Source organism: Streptacidiphilus monticola, from assembly GCF_042658505.1.
Lineage (GTDB): Bacteria > Actinomycetota > Actinomycetes > Streptomycetales > Streptomycetaceae > Streptacidiphilus > Streptacidiphilus monticola.
The window spans coordinates 296-24,635 of the sequence record NZ_JBHSQJ010000075.1; the positions used below are offsets into that span (position 1 = coordinate 296).

Annotated in this window: 22 protein-coding genes and 1 pseudogene; 12 read left to right on the forward strand and 11 right to left on the reverse strand. The window is 72.6% G+C overall.

Annotated elements, in window-relative coordinates; genetic code table 11:
- Window positions 1-22: 22 nt before the first annotated feature.
- Window positions 23-529, reverse strand: a complete 507-nt coding sequence (locus ACFP3V_RS18380; protein ID WP_380584748.1) for a hypothetical protein — start codon at window positions 527-529, stop codon at window positions 23-25.
- Between the two features lie 407 nt (window positions 530-936).
- Here ACFP3V_RS18380 and ACFP3V_RS18385 point away from each other — a divergent pair, with 407 nt between their 5' ends.
- Both ACFP3V_RS18385 and ACFP3V_RS18390 read left to right on the forward strand, forming a co-directional pair.
- Window positions 937-1,644: a class F sortase gene (locus ACFP3V_RS18385; protein ID WP_380584750.1), complete on the forward strand. Its 708-nt coding sequence runs from the start codon at window positions 937-939 to the stop codon at window positions 1,642-1,644.
- Between the two features lie 567 nt (window positions 1,645-2,211).
- Complete coding sequence (locus ACFP3V_RS18390) at window positions 2,212-2,748, forward strand: expansin EXLX1 family cellulose-binding protein (protein WP_380584913.1); 537 nt, start codon at window positions 2,212-2,214, stop codon at window positions 2,746-2,748.
- A 43-nt stretch (window positions 2,749-2,791) separates the two neighbouring features.
- Here the strand turns inward: ACFP3V_RS18390 and ACFP3V_RS18395 are convergent, their stop codons facing one another.
- Entirely contained in the window at window positions 2,792-4,096 is a 1,305-nt protein-coding gene (locus ACFP3V_RS18395) for a glycoside hydrolase family 6 protein (RefSeq protein ID WP_380584751.1), read from the reverse strand.
- Between the two features lies 1 nt (window position 4,097).
- Window positions 4,098-5,072, reverse strand: a complete 975-nt coding sequence (locus ACFP3V_RS18400) for a glycoside hydrolase family 6 protein (RefSeq protein ID WP_380584753.1) — start codon at window positions 5,070-5,072, stop codon at window positions 4,098-4,100.
- A gap of 304 nt (window positions 5,073-5,376) precedes the next feature.
- On the opposite strand from ACFP3V_RS18400, the gene ACFP3V_RS18405 reads away from it, so the two are divergent.
- The gene (locus ACFP3V_RS18405; protein ID WP_380584755.1) at window positions 5,377-6,390 is read left to right on the forward strand and encodes a LacI family DNA-binding transcriptional regulator; all 1,014 of its coding nucleotides are present in this window, start codon (window positions 5,377-5,379) and stop codon (window positions 6,388-6,390) included.
- A gap of 110 nt (window positions 6,391-6,500) precedes the next feature.
- Here the strand turns inward: ACFP3V_RS18405 and ACFP3V_RS18410 are convergent, their stop codons facing one another.
- The gene (locus tag ACFP3V_RS18410) at window positions 6,501-7,037 is read right to left on the reverse strand and encodes a TetR/AcrR family transcriptional regulator (protein ID WP_380584757.1); all 537 of its coding nucleotides are present in this window, start codon (window positions 7,035-7,037) and stop codon (window positions 6,501-6,503) included.
- Between the two features lie 76 nt (window positions 7,038-7,113).
- On the opposite strand from ACFP3V_RS18410, the gene ACFP3V_RS18415 reads away from it, so the two are divergent.
- The 5 genes and pseudogenes from ACFP3V_RS18415 (at window position 7,114) to ACFP3V_RS18435 (ending at window position 12,111) form a co-directional block, all read left to right on the forward strand.
- Complete coding sequence (locus ACFP3V_RS18415; RefSeq protein WP_380584759.1) at window positions 7,114-8,163, forward strand: aldo/keto reductase; 1,050 nt, start codon at window positions 7,114-7,116, stop codon at window positions 8,161-8,163.
- On the forward strand, window positions 8,160-8,894 hold the full coding sequence (locus ACFP3V_RS18420; protein WP_380584761.1) for a DUF998 domain-containing protein: 735 nt from the start codon (window positions 8,160-8,162) through the stop codon (window positions 8,892-8,894). The genes ACFP3V_RS18415 and ACFP3V_RS18420 overlap by 4 nt, the downstream gene beginning before the upstream one ends.
- Window positions 8,891-9,912, forward strand: a pseudogene (locus ACFP3V_RS18425) (SDR family oxidoreductase). Before ACFP3V_RS18420 ends, ACFP3V_RS18425 begins: the two are co-directional and overlap by 4 nt.
- 174 nt (window positions 9,913-10,086) lie before the next feature.
- Window positions 10,087-11,637 (forward strand): outer membrane protein assembly factor BamB family protein, encoded by a 1,551-nt coding sequence (locus ACFP3V_RS18430; protein WP_380584763.1) that lies wholly within the window; start codon window positions 10,087-10,089, stop codon window positions 11,635-11,637.
- A 33-nt stretch (window positions 11,638-11,670) separates the two neighbouring features.
- Window positions 11,671-12,111 (forward strand): COG4315 family predicted lipoprotein, encoded by a 441-nt coding sequence (locus tag ACFP3V_RS18435; protein ID WP_380584765.1) that lies wholly within the window; start codon window positions 11,671-11,673, stop codon window positions 12,109-12,111.
- A 153-nt stretch (window positions 12,112-12,264) separates the two neighbouring features.
- Here ACFP3V_RS18435 and ACFP3V_RS18440 read toward each other — a convergent pair whose 3' ends face one another.
- Entirely contained in the window at window positions 12,265-12,993 is a 729-nt protein-coding gene (locus ACFP3V_RS18440; RefSeq protein WP_380584766.1) for an HAD family hydrolase, read from the reverse strand.
- 283 nt (window positions 12,994-13,276) lie between these two features.
- Here ACFP3V_RS18440 and ACFP3V_RS18445 point away from each other — a divergent pair, with 283 nt between their 5' ends.
- A complete protein-coding gene (locus tag ACFP3V_RS18445; RefSeq protein WP_380584768.1) occupies window positions 13,277-13,741 on the forward strand; it encodes a phage tail protein in 465 nt (154 codons plus the stop codon).
- Between the two features lie 20 nt (window positions 13,742-13,761).
- Here ACFP3V_RS18445 and ACFP3V_RS18450 read toward each other — a convergent pair whose 3' ends face one another.
- The gene (locus ACFP3V_RS18450; protein WP_417774521.1) at window positions 13,762-14,913 is read right to left on the reverse strand and encodes a metallophosphoesterase; all 1,152 of its coding nucleotides are present in this window, start codon (window positions 14,911-14,913) and stop codon (window positions 13,762-13,764) included.
- Window positions 14,914-15,325: 412 nt separating this feature from the next.
- On the opposite strand from ACFP3V_RS18450, the gene ACFP3V_RS18455 reads away from it, so the two are divergent.
- On the forward strand, window positions 15,326-16,174 hold the full coding sequence (locus ACFP3V_RS18455; protein WP_380584772.1) for an SDR family NAD(P)-dependent oxidoreductase: 849 nt from the start codon (window positions 15,326-15,328) through the stop codon (window positions 16,172-16,174).
- A 174-nt stretch (window positions 16,175-16,348) separates the two neighbouring features.
- Here ACFP3V_RS18455 and ACFP3V_RS18460 read toward each other — a convergent pair whose 3' ends face one another.
- Window positions 16,349-17,650 (reverse strand): cation:proton antiporter domain-containing protein, encoded by a 1,302-nt coding sequence (locus tag ACFP3V_RS18460; RefSeq protein WP_380584774.1) that lies wholly within the window; start codon window positions 17,648-17,650, stop codon window positions 16,349-16,351.
- Window positions 17,651-17,941: 291 nt separating this feature from the next.
- Here ACFP3V_RS18460 and ACFP3V_RS18465 point away from each other — a divergent pair, with 291 nt between their 5' ends.
- The gene (locus tag ACFP3V_RS18465; RefSeq protein ID WP_380584775.1) at window positions 17,942-19,561 is read left to right on the forward strand and encodes a sulfatase family protein; all 1,620 of its coding nucleotides are present in this window, start codon (window positions 17,942-17,944) and stop codon (window positions 19,559-19,561) included.
- Window positions 19,562-19,643: 82 nt separating this feature from the next.
- Here ACFP3V_RS18465 and ACFP3V_RS18470 read toward each other — a convergent pair whose 3' ends face one another.
- Complete coding sequence (locus ACFP3V_RS18470) at window positions 19,644-20,240, reverse strand: HdeD family acid-resistance protein (protein ID WP_380584777.1); 597 nt, start codon at window positions 20,238-20,240, stop codon at window positions 19,644-19,646.
- A gap of 130 nt (window positions 20,241-20,370) precedes the next feature.
- Entirely contained in the window at window positions 20,371-20,862 is a 492-nt protein-coding gene (locus tag ACFP3V_RS18475; protein ID WP_380584779.1) for an FBP domain-containing protein, read from the reverse strand.
- Window positions 20,863-20,939: 77 nt separating this feature from the next.
- Between ACFP3V_RS18475 and ACFP3V_RS18480 the strand changes: the two genes are divergently transcribed.
- Complete coding sequence (locus ACFP3V_RS18480; protein ID WP_380584781.1) at window positions 20,940-21,506, forward strand: TetR/AcrR family transcriptional regulator; 567 nt, start codon at window positions 20,940-20,942, stop codon at window positions 21,504-21,506.
- Window positions 21,507-21,633: 127 nt separating this feature from the next.
- Here the strand turns inward: ACFP3V_RS18480 and mug are convergent, their stop codons facing one another.
- Together mug and ACFP3V_RS18490 are read right to left on the reverse strand one after the other, a co-directional pair.
- On the reverse strand, window positions 21,634-22,176 hold the full coding sequence (mug, locus tag ACFP3V_RS18485; protein ID WP_380584783.1) for a G/U mismatch-specific DNA glycosylase: 543 nt from the start codon (window positions 22,174-22,176) through the stop codon (window positions 21,634-21,636).
- Window positions 22,173-23,945, reverse strand: coding sequence for an MOSC domain-containing protein (locus ACFP3V_RS18490; protein ID WP_380584785.1), 1,773 nt, complete (start codon window positions 23,943-23,945; stop codon window positions 22,173-22,175). The genes mug and ACFP3V_RS18490 overlap by 4 nt, the downstream gene beginning before the upstream one ends.
- Window positions 23,946-24,340 lie beyond the last annotated feature (395 nt).

The window sequence follows — 24,340 nt, forward strand, 5'->3', positions numbered from 1 at the left end:
GGGGGTTGCTACTGACGGACCGTCAGGAGCGGGTCGCCGCGCGGCGGCGGCGCAGGGCCTGGAGGCCGAGCAGGCCGCCGACGAGGGCGAGGGCACCGCCCCCGGCCGCCTCGGTGAAGCTGGGGCCGCTCACCGAGCCGCCGACGCCCGCGTGGACCGAGCCCTCGGGCTCGCTGCTGACGACCCAGAAGCTGCCCTCGATCTCGCGGCCGTCGTCACACCGTCCCTCGACTCCGTAGCGGCCAAGGTCGGCGTCGCGCGGTACCCGGAACGCGCCGGTCAGGCCCTCGCCCGTCTCGTGCTTGAGCCACACCTTGTGGCTCACTCCGTCCACGACGATCCGCACCCAGGCCGGGCCCTCGTCGGACCGGCACGACTCCGTGCTGAGCCAGACGGTGTGGCCCCGGTGCACCGCGTGGGGGGACGCCTCGACCTGGCCGGAGTGGTCCTCGGCCATGGCGGTGGGAGCCATGAGGCCGAGTGAGGCGATGGCGGTGACGGCAGCCGCGGCGACGCGAGATGCGCGCATGTGGTTCCTCCTTGGTGGCGCAGCCGCAGGGCATCCGGCTCTGCGTCAGTTCCTACTGCGCCATGCCGCTTGACCATCACCAGTCACACCCGTCACATAAACGGATAAAGACTCCATAAGCTCTGAATGTGTATGAATACGGAGGAAGCTTTGCATGCCCGTCCTCCGATCGGCGCGTCTCCATCCCCTGTGGGATCACTGACTCGTGCGCCCCGTGCGCCCCGTGCCGCCCCGCGGGCCGCGCGGCGGCACCGGCGGACCAAGGAGGCGGACTCGGCCGCCGTTGGTATGACCCCGTCCGCTCGAACGGCGCGGCAGCGGCAGCCGATATGCGGTGATATGTCCACAATCATGGCACCCCGCAGGCCGACGCCCCGGCTCCGAGCCGGCAGAGGAGGTCCGAGCCGATGCATTCCGAACCGCAGCCCTCGTCCGCAGGTGCCGCCCGGACTCGCACCCGACCGGTGCTGGGTCGGCGCGGCCGCGTCGTCCGGGCGGTGATCGCCGCCCTGGCACTGGTGGCGGGGTGGCAGATGTTCACCGACGGGACGCACGGTTCCGCACCGCCCCAGCCGGCCGCGGTGGACGGTATCCAGGCCACCGGCAGCCCCCGGGCCGGCGCGTCGGCGGCTGTGGCGCCGGGGCTGCCGCCCTCGCCGCCGACGCGGATCGTCATCCCCGCCATCCAGGTGAACGCCCCGATCATCGCAGTGGGCCTGGACGCGTCCAGCCACCTGCTGCCGCCCCCGGAGGACAACCGAAACCTCGCGGGCTGGTACAAGAACGGCCCCACGCCCGGCAGTTCCGGCAACGCCGTCATCGACGGCCATGTGGACACCATGCAGGGACCGGCGGTCTTCTGGGGCCTGGGTGCCCTGCACAAGGGCAACATCGTCCAGGTGCAGCGCGCCGACCGCACCACCGCCGTCTTCACCATCGACGCCATCGAGGTCTACAGCTCCAGCGACTTTCCCTCCGCCCGCGTCTACGGCCCGACCACCAGGCCGGAGCTGCGCCTGATCACCTGCGGCGGCGGCTACACGAAGAAGACCGGCTACCTCGGCAACGTCGTCGTCTTCGCCCACCTCACCGGGAGTCTGCGGCCGACCTCCTGACGGCATGTCACGGACGGTCCGGGGCGGTGTGGCCCAGATCACCCGGGCCGGCCGGCAACGTTCTTCGCAGCAGCGGCAACTGAGGGGCGACATCTCATCCCCAGGTTCGCGAAGGACGGGACATGAAGAAGACGACGCCGGTGCCCATGCGCCACCGCCGCCGCAGGCGCGGACCGGCGGCGAGCGTGCCGGTCGTGCTGGTCCTCGCCGCGGCCGGTCTGGTCGGCTGGCTGCTGGCGGCGCCGACGCCGGCCCACCGGAGCGAGGCCCTCGGGGTCTCCGCCTCGTCCGCCGTCGTCGGCCAGGCGGGGGGCGCCCCCCCCCGGGNAGGCGGCGTCCGCCCCCTCCGGAGTCGGCCGGCCGAGCGCCGCGTCGGCCGCGGCCTCCCCGATTCCCACGCCCAAGGCCGTCGCCTCGTCCCGAACCCCTCGCGCAACTCCCGCACCCTCGGCCGGTACCGGCCTGACGACGAGTCAGGGCGCAGTTCCGGCGGGCAGGATCGAGCCGGGCGTCGCCTACCACGGGGTCGCCACGTCCTACGCCGCCGGGGACGGCAACGGGGCCTGCCTGTTCGGGCCCAGCAGCACCATGATGATCGGGGCGATGAACGCCACGGACTACCAGACGGCACGGGCCTGCGGCGCGTACGTCCAGGTCCGGGCGGCCAACGGGGCGTCCGTCACCGTGCGGATCACCAACGAGTGCCCGCTGCCCTGCGCGCCCGGGCAGATCGACCTGAGCCGGCAGGCCTTCGCCGCGCTGGCCGATCCCTCCCTGGGGCGGATCCCGATCACCTGGCGGCTGGTGAGTCCCGCCGCGGCCGGGACGATCTCCATCCGCTACAAAGGCGGGTCCTCGCAATGGTGGTGCGGCATCCAGGTGATCGGCCACCGCAACCCGGTCGTCCTGCTGGAGGTCAAGGCGCACGGGAGCTGGCGGCGGCTTCCCCGAACCGACTACAACTACTTCCTGTCCGCCGACGGCACGGGCTGCGGGGGCACGATCAGGGTGACCGACATCTACGGGCAGCGGTTGGTCATCGCGGGCCTCGCGGTGCGACCCGACGTGGTGCAACCGACAGGGGTCCAGTTCGCCCAGCACTGACGCGGGCGGACGGGGCCTTCCCGTCCGCCCGCTCCCGTCGTCGTCAGCGACGCCCGGGGGCGAACGTCAGCGCCGGGACGGCGTTGTGAACCAGCGTCAGGGCCTGCTCGGGCCACCAGGTGCCGGCCGGGGGATCGACGATGCCGTACTCGGGGTCGACGGTGCCGCCGGGGATGTTCCGGTTGCACTGGCCGTCGGACTGGCCGACGGTCTTGATCCAGAGATAGGCGTCCGCCAACGGCACTCCGGTGTCGGCGGTCGGCCGGTCGCCGATGCCGCGGCCGGGCGGGTTGCACCAGATCTGCGGGTCACCGGTGTACCGACCCGCCGGCGGCGTCCAGGCGCCCTGTCCGTTGCGGCTGGTGTCGACGACGAAGTGCGCCAGCTGGTCGGCGGGTTGGGACCCGACGTTCTGCTGGAACCACTGGTCCGTCCAGTGCCACGTGCTCGGGTCGTCCGCGTTGACCGAGTCGCCGGGCAGGCCGTCGTTGGGCGCGCTCGGGGAGTAGTACTGGCTGGCGCACCAGTCCGCGTGCCCGTGCGCGTAGGCCGGGCCCTTGGTGGCGAACCACAGGCAGTTGGACACCCAGGTGCCGTAGTGGTCGGCCAGGTCGGTGGCGAAGAAGTTGGACACGTTCAGGGAGAAGCCCTGCGCGTGCTCGACCCCCGCCTGCAGCAGGCGCTGCGCGATGGCGCCCACGCTCTGCCAGTGGCTGTTGCCCGCGTCCAGGTAGACGACCGTGCCGGGCTGCTGCTCCAGCGCGTCGACGGCGTAGTTGAGGTCGGCGAGACGCCCGGCGGTCAGCGTCCCCGTCGGGTCGGTGGTGGGGGAGCAGTCCTGCGGGAGGTTGGCCAGCGCGTCCGGTTCCAGGACGACGACCGCCTTGGCGCGGCCGATGCCGCGGGCGAAGGCGGCGATCCAGGCCTGGTAGTCGGCGTCGGACTGGGCGCCTCCCGACGAGTACTGGGAGCAGTCCCGCCCGGGGATGTTGTAGGCGACCAGCACCGGGACCGTGCCCGTGGCGCTCGCGCGGTGGACGAGGGTCCGGGTCTCGCGCTCGACCTGGGCGGGGGTGCCGTCGGTGAACCAGTGGGCCTCGGGCCAGGAGGCGAGTTCGGCCATGGCGGTGGCGCCGGCCAGGTCGTGTCCGCGGAGGTCGGTGAGCGTCTGCTGGGCCGCGTCGCTGTGCGGCTCGACGTAGAAGCGGGTGTCGGCGGGCAGGGTGTGCCCGGTGTCCGGCTGGGGCTGCGCCTGGGCCGGGTAGGCGATGCCGGCGAGGAGGGCGGTGACGGCGAGGGGGAGCAGGGGGCGCGGCAGGCGGCGCTTCACGGGGTTGTCCTCTTTCATGTCAGTAGCCGTAGATCAGCTTGTAGGCGACGTCGGGCAGGAACTGCCCGGCCGTCGATCCGGTGCCGGTGCCGCAGTTGCCGTCCGACTCGCCGGGGGTCTTGATCCAGAGCAGCATTTCGGCGCCGCCGCCCAGTTGGGTGGGCGTGCCGATCCTGCGGCCGGACGGGTTGCACCAGTTGCCGTCGGATCCGTTGCCGTTGCGGCTGGTGTCGACGACGTAGGGCTTGGTGTAGCCGTAGGACGACTTGAGCGCCGCGTTGACGGCGTCGCCGTAGGCGGTGTTCTGGGCGGTGGTGTAGAAGTTGGACACGTTCAGGGAGAAGCCGTGGGCGCCGCTCACCCCCGCCGCGGCGAGGTGCTGGGCCATGGTCGACGCGCTCAGCCAGCCGGGGTTGCCGGCGTCCAGGTACACCCAGGTGTTCGGGGCCTTGGCGTTGAACTGCGCGATGGCGTTGCTCAACAGCCCGTTGCGCTCGGAGATCTGAGCGGACGTCATGCAGCTCTCGTCGCCGAGCGAGTCGGGTTCCAGGACGACCACGGCCGGGCGGGTGCCGATGCCGGAGGCGAAGGCGGCGATCCAGGTGTTGTAGGCGGCGTCGGAACCGGCCCCGCCGCCGGACTGGCCCGCGCAGATGTCGCGGTTGGGGATGTTGTAGGCGACGAGGATCGGGAGCTTGTGCGCGGCGGCGGCCGCGCCGACGAACGCGCCGGTCGCGGTGCCGATGGTGCCGCTCCAGTTGCCGAACCAGCGCGCCATGGGCACGGCGGCGATGGACGAGCGGATGGCGGCGGTCCGGCCGTCATTGGGGTTGGCGTTGACCCACTGCTGGGGAGTGGAGTTGGGGTCGACGTAGAAGCCGCTGGTCATGGTGGTGGGGTCGGCCGCGAAGGCGGTCCCGGAGTGGACGGCGGACAGCAGGGCGGTCAGCGCTGTCGCCAGCAGCAGGGACAGACCGCGACGGGGGTGGCGCATGGCTCCTCCGCTGGGTGGGAGTGGGAGTGGCAAGGGGCGGCTCGAAAACTGGAAGCGCTTCCAGTGCGACAGATGCTGGGGTGCGCCGGGGTCGGTGTCAAGAAGTCGCGCGTAAGTTACCTGAGGAAACAGCACCTGCCGGGCAGACGGGTGCGCAGGGGCGCTCTGGCCACTGCGGGCCGGTGACGGCTAGGCTGTGGAAGCGCTTCCAGTCGGCCAGGCGCCGGTCGGGCGAACGGCGCTGAACCGCCCGTGGCACGATGACCCTTGCCCCCCCAGCCTCGACAGGAGGATCGCCCAGCCCATGGAGACGTCGTCACGCCGGCAGCCGACGCTGGACGAGGTCGCCGCGCGCGCCGGGGTCTCCCGCGCTGCGGCCTCCCGCGTCATCAACAACGTGCCGCACGTGAGCGCGGCGAAGCGCGCCGCGGTGGAGGAAGCGGTCCGGGAGCTCGGCTACGTTCCGAACAACACCGCCCGGGCGCTGGCGAGTCGGCGCACCGGGACGGTCGTGCTCGCGGTGTCCAGCGACGAGCCGGGGCTGTTCGCCGATCCGTTCTTCGCCGAGGTCACCGTAGGCGTCAGCTCCTTCCTGGAGCAGACCGACCTCGAACTGGTCCTGCTGCTGGCGAACACCGCGCGGGGTAAGGAGCGTCTGCGCCGCCTGCTGAGCTCGCACCGAGCCGACGGCGTGATGCTCATGGCGCTGCGCGGTGACGACCCCCTGGGACGGCTCGCCGAGCAGACCGAACTCCCGGTCGTCTTCGGCGGGTTGCCGATGGCGGGCACGCCCCGCTGGTACGTGGACCCGGACAACCGGGGCGGTGGCCGGCTGGCGGCCGAGCACCTCGTGGGCAGGGGTCGCCGCCGGATCGCGATGATCACCGGCCAGCCCGACCTGCAGGCCGCCGTCGCCCGCGCGCAGGGCTTCCGCGAGGCGCTGACCCTGGCCGGGCTGTCCCCTGCCGGGGTGGAGGCGGGCCACTTCACCCAGACGGGCGGGGAGGCCGCGATGGAGCGCCTGCTGGCCGAGCAGCCCGACCTCGACGCCGTGTTCGCCGCGAGCGACGGGATGGCCCTGGGCGCGATGCGGGCGCTGCGCCGGCACGGCCGGCGGGTCCCCGAGGACGTCGCGGTCGTCGGCTTCGACGACCTGGCCGGTGCGCTGTACTCCGATCCGCCGCTGACGACGGTGCACCAGCCGGTGCGGGCGCTCGGCCACGAGATGGCCCGGAGCCTGGTGGCAGCGGTCGAGGGTGAGGACCCGAACCCGCTCATCCTGCCGACCCGTCTGGTGGTGCGTGAGTCCGCGCCCTGACCGGCCCGGGGTGAAGGCGGGCGGTCCCTGGAGGAGCTGCTCGCCGGGGAGTTGGGTCCGTGGCGCCTCCGCGCCGTCAATCGGCTTGTTCTGCCGTGCCGTTGGGGCGACTACGGGTGGGTGGCGAGTCCGTCGAGGATGAGCGCGAGCATGTGCGGAGCGCGGTCCTCGGGGGTGGTGGCGGCGCGCCAGAGTGCGCCGGTCAGTTGGAGGAAGTCGGCGGGTTCGGCGTCCTGGCGGATGCTGCCGTCCTTCTTGCCGGCGTCGAACAGCTGGGTCAGCGCGGCCATGACCGGGCCGTAGCTCTGCTCCGCCGCGGCCTGGTGCGCGCCGGCGCTGAGCGCGTCGCCGAGGCCGTGCTTCTTGCGCATGGCCGCGACGAGGTCGGTGGTCCAGTGTCGCAGGGCTTCGCGGGGGGCCAGTCGGGCGAGCAGGTCGGGCACGGTGGCGGTGATCCGTGCGACCTCGTCCTGGTAGACGGCGAGGACCAGCGCCTCGCGGGTCGGGAAGTTGCGGTACAGGGTGCCCGCGCCGACGCCGGCCCGCTGGGCGATCTGGTTCATGGAGGCGGCGCCGTCCTCGGCGAACGCCTCGCGGGCGGCCGCGAGGATGCGTGCCCGGTTCTCGCGAGCGTCTGAACGAACCACAGGACCTCACCTTGCTAAGTGGAGAGCTCTCCATTACGGTAATCGGAGAGTTCTCCACTTACCTTAGAGGGGCGTCATGCACTACATCAAGCTCGGCACGACTGGCATGGACGTGTCACCCATTGCCATCGGCGCGATGACCTACGGCGAACCGGACCGCGGGCACCCGGTGTGGTCCAAGGGCGAGCAGGAGGCGCGCCCGCTCATCCGGCACGCGCTGGAGTCGGGGATCAACTTCTTCGACACCGCGAACATGTACTCCAACGGCTCCAGTGAGGAGATCCTCGGCCGGGCGCTCAAGGACTACGCCGACCGCGACGCCGTGGTGATCGCCACCAAACTCCGCCACCCGATGCGGCTGGGCCCCAACGGACGCGGTCTGTCCCGCAAGGCGATCATGACCGAGGTCGACCACTCGCTGCGCCGTCTCGGCACGGACTACATCGACCTCTACCAGATCCACCGCAACGACCGCTCCACCCCCTGGGAGGAGACCCTCGAAGCGCTCAGCGACCTGGTCAGGGCCGGCAAGGTCCGCTACCTCGGTGCCTCGTCCATGCACGCGTGGGAGTTCGCCAAGGCCCTGCACCTGCAGCGGCAGCACGGCTGGGCGCGGTTCGTGTCCATGCAGGACCACTACAACCTCCTCGCCCGGGAGGAGGAGCGGGAGATGATCCCGCTGTGCCTGGACGAGGGTGTCGGCACGATCGTCTGGTCGCCGCTGGCCCGCGGCCGCCTCGCCCGCGCCTGGGACGACGCCCGCTCGACCGCGCGCTCCGAGACCGACGGCGCCTACGCCGACCTGCTCTACTCGCCCGAACTGGAGGCGTCGAACCGCGCGATCGTCGACGCCGTCGGCCAGGTGGCAGCAGCGCGTGGTGTGAGCCGCGGGCAGGTCGCGCTGGCCTGGCTGCGCCGCCAGCCGGTCGTCACCGCGCCGCTGGTCGGCGCCGGCTCGACCCGGCAGATCGACGAGGCCGTGGCCTCGCTGGACATCGAGCTGACCGAGGAGGAGGTACGGGCCCTGGAAGCCCCGTACACGCCGCGGCACGACTGGCAGGGCGTGTCGGACGAGGCCGAGATGGAGGCCATCCGCCGCCGGGTGCCCGGAATGGCTCTGGCGTGACCCCCGTCCTCCGCCCAGGCGCCGCGGCCCGGGCCGGGGCCCTGCTCATCCTGCTCGGCCCGCTGGTGTCGTGGACCGCAGAGTTCGTCACCGCGGCCGCGTGGCAGGACCCGCCCTACTCGCCCTTCTACAACTGGGTCAGCCACCTCGGCCTGACCGGTCCACCGCAGAGGGCCTTCGGGCAGGTCGCCAACTCCCCACTGGGCGCGGTCATGGACGCCGGCTGGGTCGGCTACGGGACCGTGCTGGTGGTCGGAGCGCTGCTGGTCTTCGACCTGCGCGGGGGCCGCCGCCCGATCGTCCTGGTGACCCTCGCCGTCCTCGCCGGCGCCGGCGTCTCGCTCGTCGGCATCTTCCAGGGCTCCAACGCGGACGTCGCCAACGGGCTGATCGCCTTCCACACCATCGGCGCCCAGACGGTCATGGTCGCCGGGAACCTCATGGCCGTCGCTGTCGGCGTCAACGGCTCCCGCCTCGGGCTGAGTCGGCGGCGCTCCCTGGCGAGCATGACGCTCGGAGCCATCGGCCTGACCGCCTTCCCGCTGTTCATGGCCGACGCTCTCACCGGCTGGATGTGGGACATCGGCATGTTCGAGCGTGCCGTGATCTACCCGATCATGATCGGCCACGTCCTTCTCGGAAGCAGCCTGGCCACAGCCCAGCGGCGTCACGCGACGCGCCCGCTGCCGCTTCCCGATCCCCGCGTCGCGAACGGAAGGAGACTCGGATGACCCGGGTACTGGTCACCGGCGGCACCGGCTTCGTCGGAAGCTGGTGCGTCCTGGCGCTGCTCGAAGCAGGCCACGACGTCCGCACCACCGTCCGCGACCTGCGTCGCGAACCACCACTGCGGTCCTGGCTCCACGTCGCCGCGCCGTTCGACGACGACCGGCTCGACGTGGTGCGCGCCGACCTCGAAAGCCCCGACGGGTGGCAAGAGGCGGTCCACGACTGCGAGTTCGTCCTCCACGTCGCCTCCCCGACGCTGCGCCGCGCGCCCGCCGGCGACGACGACCTCGTGGTCCCCGCCCAGCAGGGCGTGCTGCGCGTGCTGCGCGCCGCGCGCGACGCCGGCGTCCGCCGGGTCGTGCTGACGAGCGCTTTCGGTGCCGTCGGGATCGGACACCCCCGACGCTCGGCCCCGTTCACCGAGGAGGACTGGACCGACGTCCACAGCGACATTCCGCCCTACCAGCGGTCCAAGACGCTTGCCGAGCGCGCCGCCTGGCAGTTCGTCAGGGAGGAGGGCGACGGTCTCCAACTGGCGGCCGTGCATCCCGTGGGCGTCCTCGGGCCGCTGCTGGGCCCGGACGACCCGCCGTCCCTGCGGGTGGTGCGCAGGATGCTCGAGGGACGCATCCCCGCGTGCCCGCCCTTCGGGATGGGCTACGTCGACGTGCGCGACGTGGCGGACCTCCACCTGCGCGCGATGACCGATCCGGCCGCCGACGGGGAGCGCTTCCTCGCGATCGCCGGCCACAGCCTGCGGCTGCTCGACATCGCCCGAATCCTGCGAAGCCGCCTGGGGGAGCGCGCGTCCAAGGCCCCGACCCGCGAAATGCCGGTCTGGCTCGCCCGCGCGCTGGGCGCTGTCAACCCGGAGCTGCGGCTGCTGCGGCACCAGCTCGGGCGTGACCTGGACGCCACGAGTGCCAAGGCGGAGAAGCTCCTGGGGTGGCGGGCGCGGCCCATGAGGACACCGTCGTGGACACCCCCGAGAGCCTCCTGGCCCACGGCATCGGCAACTGACCGTCCCCGTACGGCCCCCGGTCGGGGGAAGCTCCTCCCATGCCTCCCCGGTGATGGTGCCCTCGGGTGAGGTTCCGCGTGTCCATGACCCAACGCGATGCCCAGGACGGCGTTCTGACGCAGCATCAGGCGGAAGCGGAAGCAGAGCTTCGACCTGATGACGGGAGAGCCTGGATGGAACGTCGCGGGATTCGCCGATTCGGCACCATCGCCCTGGCGGCAATGATCGCGGGCGCCGCCGGCGCGCCGGCGCTGTTCGCCGATGAGTCCACGGTGTCCGTGAACGCGCTGCGCACAGGGTGGGACAGCAACGAGCCCGCACTCTCGCCGGCAGCGGTGCCGGCGGTGAAGCAGCTGTTCAACACCTCCGTCAACGGGCAGGTCTTCGCCCAGCCGCTCGTGGTCAACGGCGTCGTCATCGTGGCGACCGAGACCAACCACGTCTACGGCATCGACGCGGTCACAGGGAAGATCAAGTGGACCCGTTCCCTGGGACCGGCCTGGCCCTCGTCCGCGATCGGCTGCGGCGACCTGACCCCCTCCGTCGGCGTCACCTCCACCCCGGTCTACGACCCGAGCACCGGGTACGTCTACCTCACCGCGAAGGAGAACAACGGGACCGACGCCCGCCACCCCAACTGGTACGTCCACGCGGTCAAGGCGACGACCGGCGCGGAGCGCGGCGGCTGGCCGGTGCGGGTGGCGGGCGCGCCCGTCAACGACTCCGCCCACCGCTTCAACGCCTTCACCGCCATGCAGCGCCCCGGCCTGCTGCTGATGGGCGGCTCGGTGTACGCGGGCTTCGCCGCCCACTGCGACATCGGCCCCTACGTCGGCTACATGCTGGGCGTCAACACCGTCACCCGCAAGCAGACGCTGTGGTCCAGCGAGGCGGGTACCAGCAACGGCATGGGCGGCATCTGGATGAGCGGCGGCGGGCCGGTCTCCGACGGCGCGGGGCGGATCTTCGTCGCCACCGGCAACGGCATCTCGCCCGGGGCGGCACCCTACAACCGGCCTCCCCGCCAGCTGGGCGATTCCATCGTCCAGCTGGGCGTCAACCGCGACGGGTCGCTGGCGGCACGGCAGTTCTTCAGCCCGGCCAACGCGCCGACGCTCGCCGCGCACGATACCGACCTCGGTTCCGGCGGCCTGGCGGTGCTGCCCCAGCCGTACTTCGGCAACAGCGCCCACCCCCACCTGATGGTGCAGGTGGGCAAGGACGGCCGGGTGTTCCTGCTCAACCGCGACAACCTCGGCGGCCGGTCCACCACCACCGACCACGTCCTCGGCGTCACCCGGCTGCCGGCCGGCGTCTGGGGTCACCCGGCGGTGTGGGGCGGGAACGGCGGCTGGGTCTACGTCACCGAGAGCCGCAGCCCCGGCCGGGTGGTCGCACTGCGGTACGGCGTCAACAGCAGGGGCGTGCCGACGCTGACCCAGGCCGGCACCAGCACCCAGAGCTTCGGCTACACCTCCGGCTCGCCGGTGGTCACCTCCACCGGGACCGTCGCCGGCTCCGCCGTCGTCTGGGTCGCCTACTCGACCGGGGGCTACGGCACCGGAAAGCTCTTCGCCTATCGCGCGGTCCCGGTGAACGGTGTGCTGCAGCCGCTGTTCCGGACGCCGCTGCCGCTGGGTGCCATGACCAAGTTCCAGGTCCCGGCGACCTCCGGCGGTCGCGTCTACGTCGGGACCAACGGCCACCTCATCGCCTTCGGCTGACCTCCGGCCGACAGCAGCACCGAGGAGTTCACCATGCGCCATCTCATCGCCCCCCTGGCCGCCGCCTGCGCCCTGGCCGTTGCCCCGCTGGGCAGTTGGACCGCGTGCGCCGCGCCCGCACCGCCGCCGCTGACCGTCCAGGTGGAGGACAGCCCGGACCTGGGCCGGGTCCTGGCGGACCTCCAGGGGCACACCCTCTACCGCTACGACCTCGACACCACCTCGGCCATCGCCTGCACGGGCGAGTGCACGCGGACCCGGCCCCCCTTCCCGTACCACCCCGGCGAAGTGCTGGCGCTGCCGCCGGGCATCGCCGGGACGCTGGGCGAGGTGCGCCGTCCGGACGGCAGTGAGCAGATCACCTACGACGGCGCGCCGCTGTACACCTGCACCGGCGACCACTTCCCCGGCGACACCAACGGCAACGGCGGCCACTGGCACGCGATCCAGCCCCCGAACGCCCCCGGGCACTGAGCCGCCTTTCGCTGCGCCCGGCGATCGCGGCACGGGCCGTCGCGGCGACGGCCCGTCCAACGACCACACGCCCGCCCCGCTCAGCGCACTCAGGCAGTGCGGGCTGCGGGCCACCCTCATCAACGAGGGGACAGTACGCCGCCGCCTACCCGGCTACCCGCGGTCGGCTGCCGTGCCGGCTCCCGGCAGCCGGACGGCGGCCGCCGTCCGGCCCCCTGCGAACGCGACGACCTCCGGGTCGTCGCCCACGGCCACCGCGTGGCCGACGGCCCGCATCATCGGCAGGTCTGACGGATGGTCACCGAACGCGACGCACGCGGCGGCGTCCACCGCCGGGTAGCGGGCCAGCACCCGGCGCACCGCCGCCGCCTTCGCCTCCCCGATCATCGGCTCGGCCACCGCCCCGGTGAACCGTCCCGCCACGATCTCCGGCTCGGTGCACACCACGAGCCCGGCGCCGACCCGCGGCGCCACGGGAGCCAGGCACGGCCAGAACGAACCCGACACCAACACCACCAGCGCCCCGGCCGCCTGATGCTCCCTCAGCGCCGCCAGCGTCTCGTGCACCCACAGGCCGCCGCCCCGCTCCAGCTCGGCGAACCACCGGGCACCGGCCGCCGTCACCTCGGCGACGTCCTCCCCGGCGAACGCCCGGAAGAAGGCCCGGTTCCCGCCGGGCCGCCCCGCCCGGGCCGCGACTTCGAGCACCGACTGCCGTGTCCGCTCGACGCGTTGACGCGCCTGCTCGGCTCCGTGCCGCTCGGCCCAGAAGAACCGCAGGAACGACCACAGGCTCGTCCCCGCGAGCAGCGTGTCGTCCACATCGCTGAACACCAGATACGCCGGCGCCGGCTGCGCCGCCCCGGCCCCGGATTCCGACACCGCATCCCCCCACGCGACAAGGGAGAGGCCACGCAGATGACCTCCCCGCGACCTCTCCACCGCAGAGCCTAGGCAATCGCGCTGCCGTCGTGCCCTGTCCGTCCGGCATGCGAACCGCCCGGCCGCCGCCGCGCCGCGCCCGCGCCCGCCCGGTGAACGGACCCGCTCGGCCTCGGCGGGCACCGCATCGATCAGGAATCGAGAAGCCGGCGCCTGTCGGGCGGACCTAACGTGAACATCACGCGCACCGGCGCGAAGAAGTGATCCTGACGAGGAGGACGGCATGTCGTACACCGTGGACTTCGAGAACGTCTCCACCACCGGCCTGGAGTCGTCTCCGGTGGCGGAGGCCCTCGCCGGACTGCGTGCGAACGAGGCGCGGTATTTCAGGAACAAGTTCGGCCACGTCTTCACGGTCACTCCCGCCGACGAGGCACCGGACGTGCTCGAGTGGGTGCATCGCATCCTCGCCGAGGAGCGGGACATCGTCATCGCCTCCCGGCCCCTTGAGGTGACCTCCTTCGAGGTCGACGGCACGCGCATGGCGTACGTGTTCTACGAGTCCGGCCTGTCCGTCAACGTGATGTACGGGATCGAGGACGGGACGAAGCGCGCCGTGGGGTTCAAGCTCTCGGAAGGCATGGAGGTTCCCGAGGAGCTGGCGACGCGCTTCAAGTTCGCCCGTCAGAAGTCCCGGCTGGCCGGTGTGATCCGCGGCTCCTACTTCGTGATCAAGGGCGAGTACTGAGCGGGCCCGGCCGGGCCCGGCTACGCCTCCGACGGCGCCCGGTCGCCCGAGCGCAGCGTCAGCAGGGTGATCTCGCTCGGGGCGAAGACACGGAACGGCGGGCCCCAGAAGCCGGTGCCGCGGCTGGTGTAGAGCTGGGTGCGCTCGCCGTGGCGGCTCAGCCCGTGCACCACCGGCTGGTCCAGCCGGACCAGGAAGTTGAAGGGCCAGATCTGGCCGCCGTGGGTGTGCCCGGAGACCTGCAGGTCGACCCCGGCGGCCGCCGCCCGGTGCACGTACTTGGGCTGGTGGGCGACGAGCAGGACCGGCAGGTCGGGGTCCGCCCCTGCCAGCGCCCCGGGCAGGTCGGCCCGGTGCCCGGCCAGGCCGGAGGACTCCGCGGTCACGTCGTCCACTCCCGCGAGCACGAGGGCGTCGCCGCCGCGCTCGACCACCACATGGCGGTTGTGGAGCGGTTCCCAGCCCAGTCGGCCCATCCGGTCGAGCCAGCCCTGGGCCTCGCTGGAGTACTCGTGGTTCCCGGTGACGTATACCTTCGCCAGCTGTGACCGGATCGTCCCGAGCGGGGCGGACTGGTCGCGGCGCTGTCGCGCGGTGCCGTCGGCGATGTCGCCCGCGTGGACCACGACGTCCGCGTCGAGTGCGTTGACCGCGGCGGCCACCCGTGCGGACCAGCGGGAGCGGTCGATGGGCCCGAAGTGGGTGTCGGCCAGTACGACGACCCGGGTCCCGTCCAGGCCGGCGCCGAGGCGCGGGATCCGGACGTCCAGCCGCTTGACCGCCGGTACGCGCATGGCCTCGTAGTGTCCCCACCCCAGCAGCACGGCAGCGACCGCGGTGACGGTGACCGCGACGGCCCGGGCCCGGCCGGTGCCGCCGACGTCGAGGCCGGCCAGCAGGAGGTCCACCAGGCCGCCGAGCACCGACCAGGTGAACAGCACCCAGACGATCCCGAGGCTGGTGTCCGCGATCCGCGCGGCCCGGTCGGCCCGCCGCGGGCCGTGGCCCGCAACCATCAGGAACGGGAAGAAGACCAGCCAGGCGGCGCAGACGAGCGTGCCGGTGAGGAAGACCGGGAAGGGCCAGTCGGCGCCGGAGGCGAACAGCGTCCACCAGGGTGGCAGACACAGGATCAGCAGGACGAGCACGAGCACGGCCAGGCGCCGGGCCAGCGAGCGCCTCCGCCCAGGGCGGTCGTGCCCGACGGCCGCCTCGGCGGTCGGCGCGGTGAGGGTCTCGACATCAGGCCCGGCGGCGACGGCTGCGGCCGTCGCGCCGTCCGACTCGAGCTCCGACCCGGATCTGCTCCCCGCCACTGCCTCGCCCCTCACGTCGACTCACCCGGTCCACCGGCCCCCTGGAGGGCACGCGAGCAACCGGTCACGCATGAAGCGTACGAGGCGGGTACGGGCGCCGGGAACCGGCCTCGTCAGGTGTCGTGCGGGAGCGGCGAGGTGACGGCGTGTCCGCCGAGCGCGCAACCCCGTCCGCGCTCCGTCGGTGCTTCCGCGCGCCTGGGCGGGGCGCTCGGCGTGCGTGGGACGGTGGACCGGTTGGCGTGAACGGGACTGCCAGGGGGGACGTATGACGCGGCGTTGGCTGGTGACGGGGTGCTCGTCGGGACTGGGCCGCGCGCTCGCCGAGGCGGCGGCAGGTGCCGGTGACGTGGTGGTCGCCACGGCCCGCAAGCCCGACGCGCTGGAGGAGTTGGTGCGGGCGTGGCCCGACCGGATCGTGCCGCTGGCGCTGGACGTGCGCGACGCCGCGCAGTGCGAGGAGGTCGTGCGGGTCGCGGTGGACCGCCTCGGCGGCCTGGACGTACTCGTCAACAACGCCGGCAGCGGGGTGTTCGGGGCCGTCGAGGAGGTCGGCGACGCCGAACTGCACGACCAGTGGGAGACCCTGGTGGCCGGCCCCTGGCGGCTGATCCGCCTGCTGCTGCCGCACCTGCGGGCCCAGGGGGCGGGGCACATCGTCAACGTCTCGTCCCTCGCCGGACGGATGGCCTTCCCCGGCCTGTCCGCCTACGTGGCGGGCAAGTTCGCGCTCGAGGGCATGAGCCAGGCGCTGGCCGCCGAGACGGCGGCCTTCGGCGTCCGGGTCACCGTCGTCGAGCCGGCCGCGTACGCCACCCACTACGGCAGCGCCCTGGCGGAGGCCCGGCACCGGATCCCCGTCTACGCGGAGGCGACCGGAGGCATGCTGGCCGCGCTGCGCGGGCTGGAGGGATCGGAGGACGCGGGGCGTCCGGCGGACTTCGCCCAGGCCGTCCTTGGCATCGTCGCGGCGTCCGGCCCCACGCCGCTGCGCGTACCGCTGGGGCCCGGCGCGCTGGACCTCGTCGCCGCCGCCGACGCTGCCGCCCCGGCCGACCTCGCGGCCGCCCGCGACGTCACGGCGGCGATGCTGCCGGTGCCGCCGTCCGGCGTCTGAGCGGTGCCGCCGTCCGGCGTCTGAGCCCGGACGCGTCCGCGCTCGCTCGCGCCAAGTCGCGGCGGAGGCAGGCGATTTGACGTGGCGATGGCTGGGGCGGCACGTCCCGGGCCCGGAGGTCTCTGCCACGGGCGCCCCCGGCACCCTCAACTGGTCACGGTCGCCGACGGCAGGTCAGCCGGTGTCCGCCGGACCGAGTCGGCGGCGCCGCGGCGTGACGGTCGTCGCGGAGCTCTCCCGTAGGTCCGGTGCGGTGGCGGCGGCGCGCCGGTACCAGCGCCCGTAGCGGGCGGCGAGCATCGCGGCCGACGCGCCGTGGAGGAGCACGCTCAGTCCGATGGTGGCCGCGACCACCCGGCTGATCAGGTCCACGCCGTGAATGTGCTCCTCGGCGACCAGGAGCCCGAACACGACCGAGGCGAGACCCCGTGGGCCGAACCAGCCGATGTAGGCCAGGCTCGGCGCCCTGAGTCCGCTTCCGATCAGGGCGACGGCGACCGGCAGCATCCGGACCACCGTCAGGCTGAGGACGGCGTAGGTGAGGATCCGCCAGTCGAGGTGCTCGAGCGTCGGGCCGAGCAGCACGGCTCCGAAGAGCAGCAGGCTCAGCATGGCGAGCAGGCCGCCGAGGTCCTCGGCCAGCTCGGTCGTGCGGGACACCTCGTCCGGCTGAGGGTCGTCCCGCCGCAGGGCGTAGGCGAAGGCGAAGCCGGCCACCCAGGCACCGATGAAGCCGCTCCCGTTGGTGACCGCCGACAGGGCGTACGCGGCGGCGGCCGTGGCGAGCACATAGACCGGACGCCAGTCGGAGGCGACCCAGCGGTGGTTCAGGGACAGGACCAGGAGCCGGCCGCCGATACCGCCGACCGCCAGGCCAAGGGCCGGGCTGAGCAGCAGCGCCCGCCAGAACGTGTCGGCGACACCCTGGTGCGCGTAGGAGGTGCCGGGTACCGCGGACAGGAAGAGCACGAAGAAGGGCAGCACCAGGCCGTCGTTCAGCCCGCTCTCCACGTTGAGCGTCTGCCGGACCAGACCTGGGACGCGGGTGTCGGAGATGGCGCTCTTGCCGAGCGCGGCATCGGTGGGGGCGAGGACCGCGCCGACGAGCGCCAGTTCCCATACGGTCAGACCGGGCAGCAGCGGCCAGGCGAGGAGCCACCCGGCGCCGATGGTGAGGAGCAGCCCGACGGACAGCAGCCGCATGGGCAGCGCGCCGCCACTGCGCAGATCCGCGGGGCGCACGGTGGTCGCGTCCGTGAACAGCACCAAGGTCAGGGCGGTCTCCACGAGCGTGCGCAGCGGCTCGGTGTCGTGCCGCAGGCTCACCAGGTCGAGGCCCACCGGGCCCAGGGCGATGCCGCAGCCGACGAAGACCATGGCGGCGGACACCGGCGAGGCGGCCAGTCGTCGCGAGACGAGCGCATAAGCCGCGGCGACCCCGGAGACGGCGGCGACAGCCCAGCTCCCGCTGGTCACGGTCCATCGCTTCCCCGTCGCTCGCAGCGCCGATCCCGTGCGCCCACTCTGCGCCACTCGGAGCGCTGCCGGCGGGAGCGACACGAAACCGCGGGCAGATGTCCGCACACCGCGGCGACGCCGGTCCCGCGTCAGCCGGTCGGGGCTGTGCGCTCACCCGTCCGGCCGCCTTCGACCGCGCCGGGAAGGTCCTGGTCGTGTGCCCACCCTAGATTCGGAGGCATCCGTACCGGTCCATGCGCGGGGTCCCCGACCGCCCCTCCCCACCGCGTGGCGAGCGAAGGGCAGGCCATGACCGAGCGCCCCAACATCCTGCTGATCGTCACCGATGAGGAGCGCGTCCGGCTGCCGCGGCCGCAGGGGTACTGCCTGCCCGCCCGGGAGCGGATCGCCTCCCGGGGGACCACCTTCGAGCGTTACTACACCGCCTCCGCGCAGTGCAGCTCGGCGCGGTCGGTCATCTACACGGGCCAGCACCTGCCGATCACCGAGATCTACGACAACGACAACATGCCGTACATCCGCCCGCTCGATCCCGAACTGGGCACCCTGGGCACCATGCTGAGGTCGGCCGGCTACTACACGACCTACCAGGGCAAGTGGCACCTCTCCAACTGCTATGTCACGGCGGAGAATCCGGGCCCCACGACGGACGCACTGGAGCCCTACGGGTTCAGCGAGTTCAACGACTGGGGTGACATCGACGGGGGCGCGTGGGCCGGGCTCAAGCTCGACCCGGTCATCGCGGGTCAGGCCGTGCGGTGGCTGCGCAACAGGGCGCCGGTGGTCTCCCGGGACCAGCCGTGGTTCATGGCCGTCAACTTCGTGAACCCGCACGACATCATGAGCTTCGACTACGGCGGCCGTCCCCAGGTCCAGCTTCCGTTCGGACTGGCCCACGCGGTCGTGGCCCGCGCCGCGGCGAACATCCCCGTCTACCAGCGGCGCTGGGAGTTCGACCTGCCCGACAGCCTGCACGACGACCGCTCCGGAGCCGCTCCGGCGGTCGCCGAGTACGCCCGGATGATCGACACCGTCTTCGGGCCGGTCGCCGACGACCAGCACTGGTACGACGGCCTCAACTTCTATCTCAACGCCATCCGCGACGTCGACCGCAGCATCGAGCTGGTGCTCGACGCCCTGGAGGCGTCCGGTCAGGCGGACCGCACGGTCGTGGTGTTCACCTCGGACCACGGTGAGATGGCGGGCTCCCACGGCCTGCGGCAGAAGGGCAACCTCGTCTACGACGAGAACTTCCACGTCCCGCTCGTGATCGCGCACCCCGACCTGCCTGGGGGGACCCGCACCGAATTCCTGGCCTCCGCGGTCGACATCGCGCCCACGCTGCTCGAGATCGCCGGCCTGGACGCCGCCACGACGGCCACGCGCCATCCGGCGCTGAAGGGCCACTCCCTCATGCCGGTGCTCCACGGGCACCCGGTGCGCAAGGGCGTCCTGAACGCCGTGGAGTCGATCGTGATGCTCGACGCCTCGTTCTGGTTCGAGTTCGCCGACCCCGACGCGCCCCAGCGCGTCGCCGCCGGCGAGTTGCGGCCCGACTGGGCCAAACGCGGCTTCCTGCGCGGCTGTTCGGACGAGCGCTACACCTTCGGCCGCTACTTCTCCCCGTTGAACCCCAACCGTCCCGCCGACACCGAGGCACTCCTGGCGGAGAACGACGTCGTGCTCTACGACCGGCAGGAGGACCCGGCCGAGATGCGCAACCTGGCCGCCGACCCCGCGCATCGGGATCTGGTGGAGCGCTGCCGCGCCCTGCTCGAGGACCTCATCGACGACGAGATCGGCGCCGACACCCGTGCCTGGGTCACCGAACGGCCGCGGCTGCTCGGCTGGCCCACCTGGCACGGCGACGACATGCGTCCGGAAACGCTGGCGCAGCAAGGACGGTGACCAGCCACCGCTCGCGAGGAACCGCAACCTCGGCGGCCCGGGGCCGGCGCGGCACCCGCTGTGCCTGGGCGTGGGGACCGGGTCAGCCGCGCGGGCGGCTCCGGGAGGAGATGCGCATCGCCACGGCGACGATCAGTTCGAAGCCGCCGAGCAGGACCAGCCAGAGGCCCAGCAACCGGGCGAGGGCGACGGCGGTTCCCACGGGGTAGGCGAGCACCACGATGCCCGCGACCACTCCCAGGCCGGCGAGGAACAGCAGCAGTCCTCGATGCGGCAGTCCACGCGAACCGATGGCGACGAACGCGGTGACCAGTCCGCCGATCAGCCAGTACGCACCGACGATCAGCGCCAGCACGCCCACGGTCTGCAACTGGTGCCGCAGCACCAGCACTCCGGCCAGGACGGCGAGCAGGGACAGCAGGATGTAGAGGACTCTGCTGCCGCCGTCCGCACGGTCGTGGGAGAAGGCGGTGACGAAGCGCCAGAGGCCGGTCCCCAGCAGTTGGAGGCCGATGATGATCGCCAGGACGCGCAGCGTCTCCTCGGGCCAGCTCAGCATGATGACGCCTGCCACGAGGGTGAACACCCCCCAGCCCAGGGGCCACAGCCAGGAGCGGCCGACGCCGGCCAGCAGGTCCTCGGGGTCGGTGGCGGGATATCCGGTGTCCGGTGGGGTCATCCAGCCCACCTCCCTGAGCGAGCGGGTTCCTTTCGTCAGTGTGCGCTCGTCCGCGGGCGCCGTCCTGCCGACCCGGGCCGACCGCCGTGCCCAGGGCGCTGACCTCGGGGCCCATCCGTCGTGACCGGCCTCAGAGCCGCTCGAGGAACGCCCTCAAGTTGCCGAGCGCACGGTCGATCCGCTCGTCCAGGCTCAGGTGCTCGTCCATGTCCCCGACGCCCGCTGAGCCCTTCCGGCCGCGCAGGTAGAGGGAGCACGCGAGGTCGGAGCAGATGTACTGGCCGACGGAGTTGCCCTGGCGGCCGGCCGGTCCGATCCGTGGCGCGGTCATCAGCGCGACCCCGCCGCCGGTGCGGGGGGTGAGGCAGATCGAGCAGATGCTGCGGGAGGTGAAGCCGCGTGCCGCGCCGGAGGCGACCCGGAGGCCGATGCCGAACGGCCGCCCGTCGCGGTCGGCGACGAGCCAGGCGCGCTCGGGGGCGCCCGGGTCGCGCCAGCCCAGGAAGTCCAGGTCGTCCCAGGGGAGTTCGGCGAAGTCGCGGGGCAGGGACATGCGGCCGGCCTCGCCCTTGGAGACGTTGGCCATGGCCTTGCGGATGTCGTCTTCGGTCAGCGGTTTCATGCCGTCACGGTAAGCTTGCCTACGAGGCATAGGCAAATTCTTAAAGAGTTTAGGTTCGGATCGGATCGAGGAGCAGCATGGCCCGTGCGGGAGTGACCCCGGAGCGCCTGACCGCAGTGGCGGCGGAACTGGCGGACGAGATCGGCTTCGAGAACCTCACCGTCTCGGCGGTGGCCGGGCGCTTCGGTGTTTCCGTGGCGAGCCTGTACTCGCACATCAGGAACGCCGAGGAGGTGCGCGTGCGGGTGGCGCTGCTGGCGCTGGCCGAGATGGCGGACGCCGCCGCCGAGGCGCTGGCCGGACGTTCGGGGAAGGACGCGCTGGTGGCCTTCGCCGACGCGTACCGGACCTATGCCCGCACCCACCCCGGCCGCTACACCGCGGCCCGGATGCGCCTGGACCCGCAGACCGCCCAGGCCAGCGCGGCGATCCGGCACTCGCAGATGATCCGCTCGATCCTGCGCGGCTACGACGTGCCCGAAGCAGAGCACGACCACGCGGTGCGCTTCATGGCCAGCATCTTCCACGGCTTCGCCGCTCTGGAGGCCTCCGGCGGGTTCGCCTACTCGCCCGGCATCGACGCCTCCTGGCGCCGCGCACTCGACGCGCTCGACGTGACCTTGTCCGCCTGGCCCACGTCCTGACCCGGCCCACGCTCCTTCGCCCGCATCCTCCGAGTCACGCCTGGGGCGTACCTGGGCACGCGTCCGCACCGCGAGCGCCGCGGACAAGCCGCACGAACCTGACGACCGCTCAGACAGGCCGGGGGACTCAGGGGAGGGAGCGGTCCGGGAGGCCGGCTGCCCGGCGCAGCCGAGCGAACTCCTCCGCGAGCCGTTGAGGCGGGAAGTGGGCGTTGAGACCGCTGGGGTTGGGAAGCACCCACACCCGTGACGAGCCGATGCGGAGCTCCTGTTCGCCGACGACGGCTCGGGGCCGGCCGTACCCGGCGCGGAATCCGGTGACGCCGAGGAACGCGACCCATGTCGGCTGCCAGTCGCGCACGCGTCGGCTGAGTTGCGCCGCTCCCGCCACCAGTTCCGCGCGACCGAGTTCGTCCGCCCTGCGGGTGGGCCTGCGGACCAGGGTCGTCAGTCCCAGTCCGAAGGTCAGCAAGGTCGCTGCCTCGCTCGGGGCCAGGACCCGTGGCGTGAAGCCCGACACGTGGAGCGCCGGCCACCAGCGGCTCCCGCGCGTGGCGAACGGCATGCCGGCGGCCGCCGAGGACAACCCGGGGTTGATCCCGCAGAACAGCACGTCCAAGTCCGGTGCCAGCAGGTCGTCCAAGGGCACCGCTGCCTCGGCGGGGGTCATGCGTCCAGCACCACGTCGCCCTGGGGGCGGGCGCAGCACAGCAGGACATCGCCCGCCGCGGGAGCCTCCACCGGTTCGGGGGCGTAGGCGACGACGCCGGAGACCAGAGCGGTCTCGCACGTGTGGCAGACCCCGGTCCGGCAGGACCAGCGCACGGGCACGTCGCAGGCTTCCGCCAGCTCCAGCAGGCTGGGCCCGTCGGCGTGCCAGGGCACGGTCAGTCCGCTGCGGGCGAAGGACACGGTCGCGGCCTGCTGGCCCTCGGCGGGATGGTCCGGTGGGTGCGGCGGCCGAGCCGCGCCGGCGCCGGCCACGACTCCGGGCGTGACGGCGGCAAGGGTCCCGAAGGTCTCGGTGCGCACCCGGGCCGCGTCGAGCCCGCTGCCGGTCAGCGCGAGGACCATGTCACGCATGAAGGGTTGCGGCCCGCAGATGTAGGCGTCGGCGTCCCGCGGCACGCCCAGTGAGGCGATCAGTTCCGCGCCGAGGTGTCCCTGGTCGGTGTAGTCGATGCCGCGCCGATCGGAGGGAAGCGGTCTGCTGAAACAGATCCGGCTCCGGGCTTCGGGCAGCTGCGCCAGCAGTTGGCGCACCTCGGCCGCGAACGGCAGTTCGGCACCGTTGCGCGCACCGTGGAGCCACCACACGGGCCGCGGTGAGCGGGCGGCTGCCAGTTGGTGCAGCATCGCGAGGACGGGGGTGACCCCGACGCCCGCGGACACCAGCAGCACCGGCGCGCGGTCCTGGGCGAGGGTGAACACACCCCGAGGTGCCGCCACCTCCAACTCGGTTCCCACGATGGCGTGTTCGTGCAGCCAGCGGCTGGCCGCACCGTGCGGCTCCTGCTTCACGCTGATCCGGTACTCGGGTGCTCCCGGGGCTCCGGACAGCGAGTAGCTGCGGACCAGTGCGGCCCCCTGACTCCCTTCCGGCAGGCGCACGGTGACGAACTGTCCGGCCTCCGCGGGCGGGAGCGGGTCGCCGTCAGGAGCGGTCAGGGTCAGCGAGAACACGCTCTCGCTCTCCTGGCGGACCCGGCGCACACGCAGCCGCCGGAAGCCGGACCACGCCGGAGGCGGCGCGGCAGCCGCTGCCGTCAGTCCCACGTTGCCGGCACCCCCGGCCGTCGGGGCGTCGAGCAGTGCCTGCAGCGATCCTTTCCAGCCCGGGCTCAGCGCCGGGATGCGCAGCGCCCGCTCCAAGTCCGCGCGGGGGTGCCCAGGCCGGTAGAGCAGGGCGTCGACGGCGCTCACGCTGACGGCCTCCGGGCCGGCGCCGATCCGCACGATGTCGTCCCCGGCCTGCACCGTCCCTTCCTGCAGCACCCGGAGGTAGAAGCCGGGGCGGCCATGGGAGACCATCAGCGCCGCCATCTGCGGTTCACCCAGGCGCAGGCCCACGCGGTAGCAGGTGACGCGCGGCTGGGTGACCTCGAACACCGCCCCGCCGATCCGGTACCGGTCACCGATGCACACCTGGTCGTCGGGCAGTCCGTCGACGGTGAAGTTCTCGCCGAACATGCCGGGAACGAGGTCGTCCCGGCCCAGTCGCTCCCGCCAGTAACGGTAGGAGTCCAGTTGGTAGACCAGCACGGCCCGCTGCTCGCCGCCGTGGCCGGCCAGGTCTCCCTGCCCGTCGCCGTCGATGTTCAGGCGCCGGACCGTCTGCGGTCCGTCGACGGGCCGCTTCCAGGCGCCCGTGCGGACGGTACGCCCGTTCCAGTCGACCTCACGCGGCAGGCCGACGTTCACGGAGACCAGAGTGGCCATGGCTGCCTCCGAACAGTGCTGGGGAGTGGGCGGGCTCCGTGCGTGCGGCCACGATTCGTAGGCCCTGACGGCTCCCGCCCGTCCGGCTCGTCTGCGGGACCGACCCCGCGGGGCGAGACCAACTCTAGGCGTCTGTCCGGCAGCGGGCCGGGTGTGGAGGACCCGCGGCCGGTGTCGTCGTCCTGTCGGCATGAGTCAGGGGCGCAAGCAGGGCCGTGACCTGCGGTGGAAGTCTGACGCGCACAGATGGGAGGCGTTCGGTCCCACAGTGGGGGCCAGAACAGGCGACCGGTCGTCCAGTTTGCAGGCTCCTTTCGGCAGGGCACAGCCGCTTCCGGCGCACAGCCACAAACCGAACTCCCCCTGGCGGAACCTTTCCCCGCCCGTCGCCCTCG

Excerpts from the sequence above, each read along its gene's own strand:
- ACFP3V_RS18385 (WP_380584750.1), top strand. The coding sequence starts at position 937 with ATGCATTCCGAACCGCAGCCCTCGTCCGCAGGTGCCGCCCGGACTCGC.
- ACFP3V_RS18430 (WP_380584763.1), top strand. The coding sequence starts at position 10,087 with ATGGAACGTCGCGGGATTCGCCGATTCGGCACCATCGCCCTGGCGGCA.
- ACFP3V_RS18465 (WP_380584775.1), top strand. The coding sequence starts at position 17,942 with ATGACCGAGCGCCCCAACATCCTGCTGATCGTCACCGATGAGGAGCGC.
- ACFP3V_RS18490 (WP_380584785.1), bottom strand. The coding sequence starts at position 23,945 with ATGGCCACTCTGGTCTCCGTGAACGTCGGCCTGCCGCGTGAGGTCGAC.
- ACFP3V_RS18445 (WP_380584768.1), top strand. The coding sequence starts at position 13,277 with ATGTCGTACACCGTGGACTTCGAGAACGTCTCCACCACCGGCCTGGAG.
- ACFP3V_RS18395 (WP_380584751.1), bottom strand. The coding sequence starts at position 4,096 with ATGAAAGAGGACAACCCCGTGAAGCGCCGCCTGCCGCGCCCCCTGCTC.
- ACFP3V_RS18455 (WP_380584772.1), top strand. The coding sequence starts at position 15,326 with ATGACGCGGCGTTGGCTGGTGACGGGGTGCTCGTCGGGACTGGGCCGC.
- ACFP3V_RS18470 (WP_380584777.1), bottom strand. The coding sequence starts at position 20,240 with ATGACCCCACCGGACACCGGATATCCCGCCACCGACCCCGAGGACCTG.
- ACFP3V_RS18475 (WP_380584779.1), bottom strand. The coding sequence starts at position 20,862 with ATGAAACCGCTGACCGAAGACGACATCCGCAAGGCCATGGCCAACGTC.
- ACFP3V_RS18380 (WP_380584748.1), bottom strand. The coding sequence starts at position 529 with ATGCGCGCATCTCGCGTCGCCGCGGCTGCCGTCACCGCCATCGCCTCA.
- ACFP3V_RS18415 (WP_380584759.1), top strand. The coding sequence starts at position 7,114 with ATGCACTACATCAAGCTCGGCACGACTGGCATGGACGTGTCACCCATT.
- ACFP3V_RS18400 (WP_380584753.1), bottom strand. The coding sequence starts at position 5,072 with ATGCGCCACCCCCGTCGCGGTCTGTCCCTGCTGCTGGCGACAGCGCTG.
- ACFP3V_RS18405 (WP_380584755.1), top strand. The coding sequence starts at position 5,377 with ATGGAGACGTCGTCACGCCGGCAGCCGACGCTGGACGAGGTCGCCGCG.
- mug (WP_380584783.1), bottom strand. The coding sequence starts at position 22,176 with ATGACCCCCGCCGAGGCAGCGGTGCCCTTGGACGACCTGCTGGCACCG.
- ACFP3V_RS18480 (WP_380584781.1), top strand. The coding sequence starts at position 20,940 with ATGGCCCGTGCGGGAGTGACCCCGGAGCGCCTGACCGCAGTGGCGGCG.
- ACFP3V_RS18435 (WP_380584765.1), top strand. The coding sequence starts at position 11,671 with ATGCGCCATCTCATCGCCCCCCTGGCCGCCGCCTGCGCCCTGGCCGTT.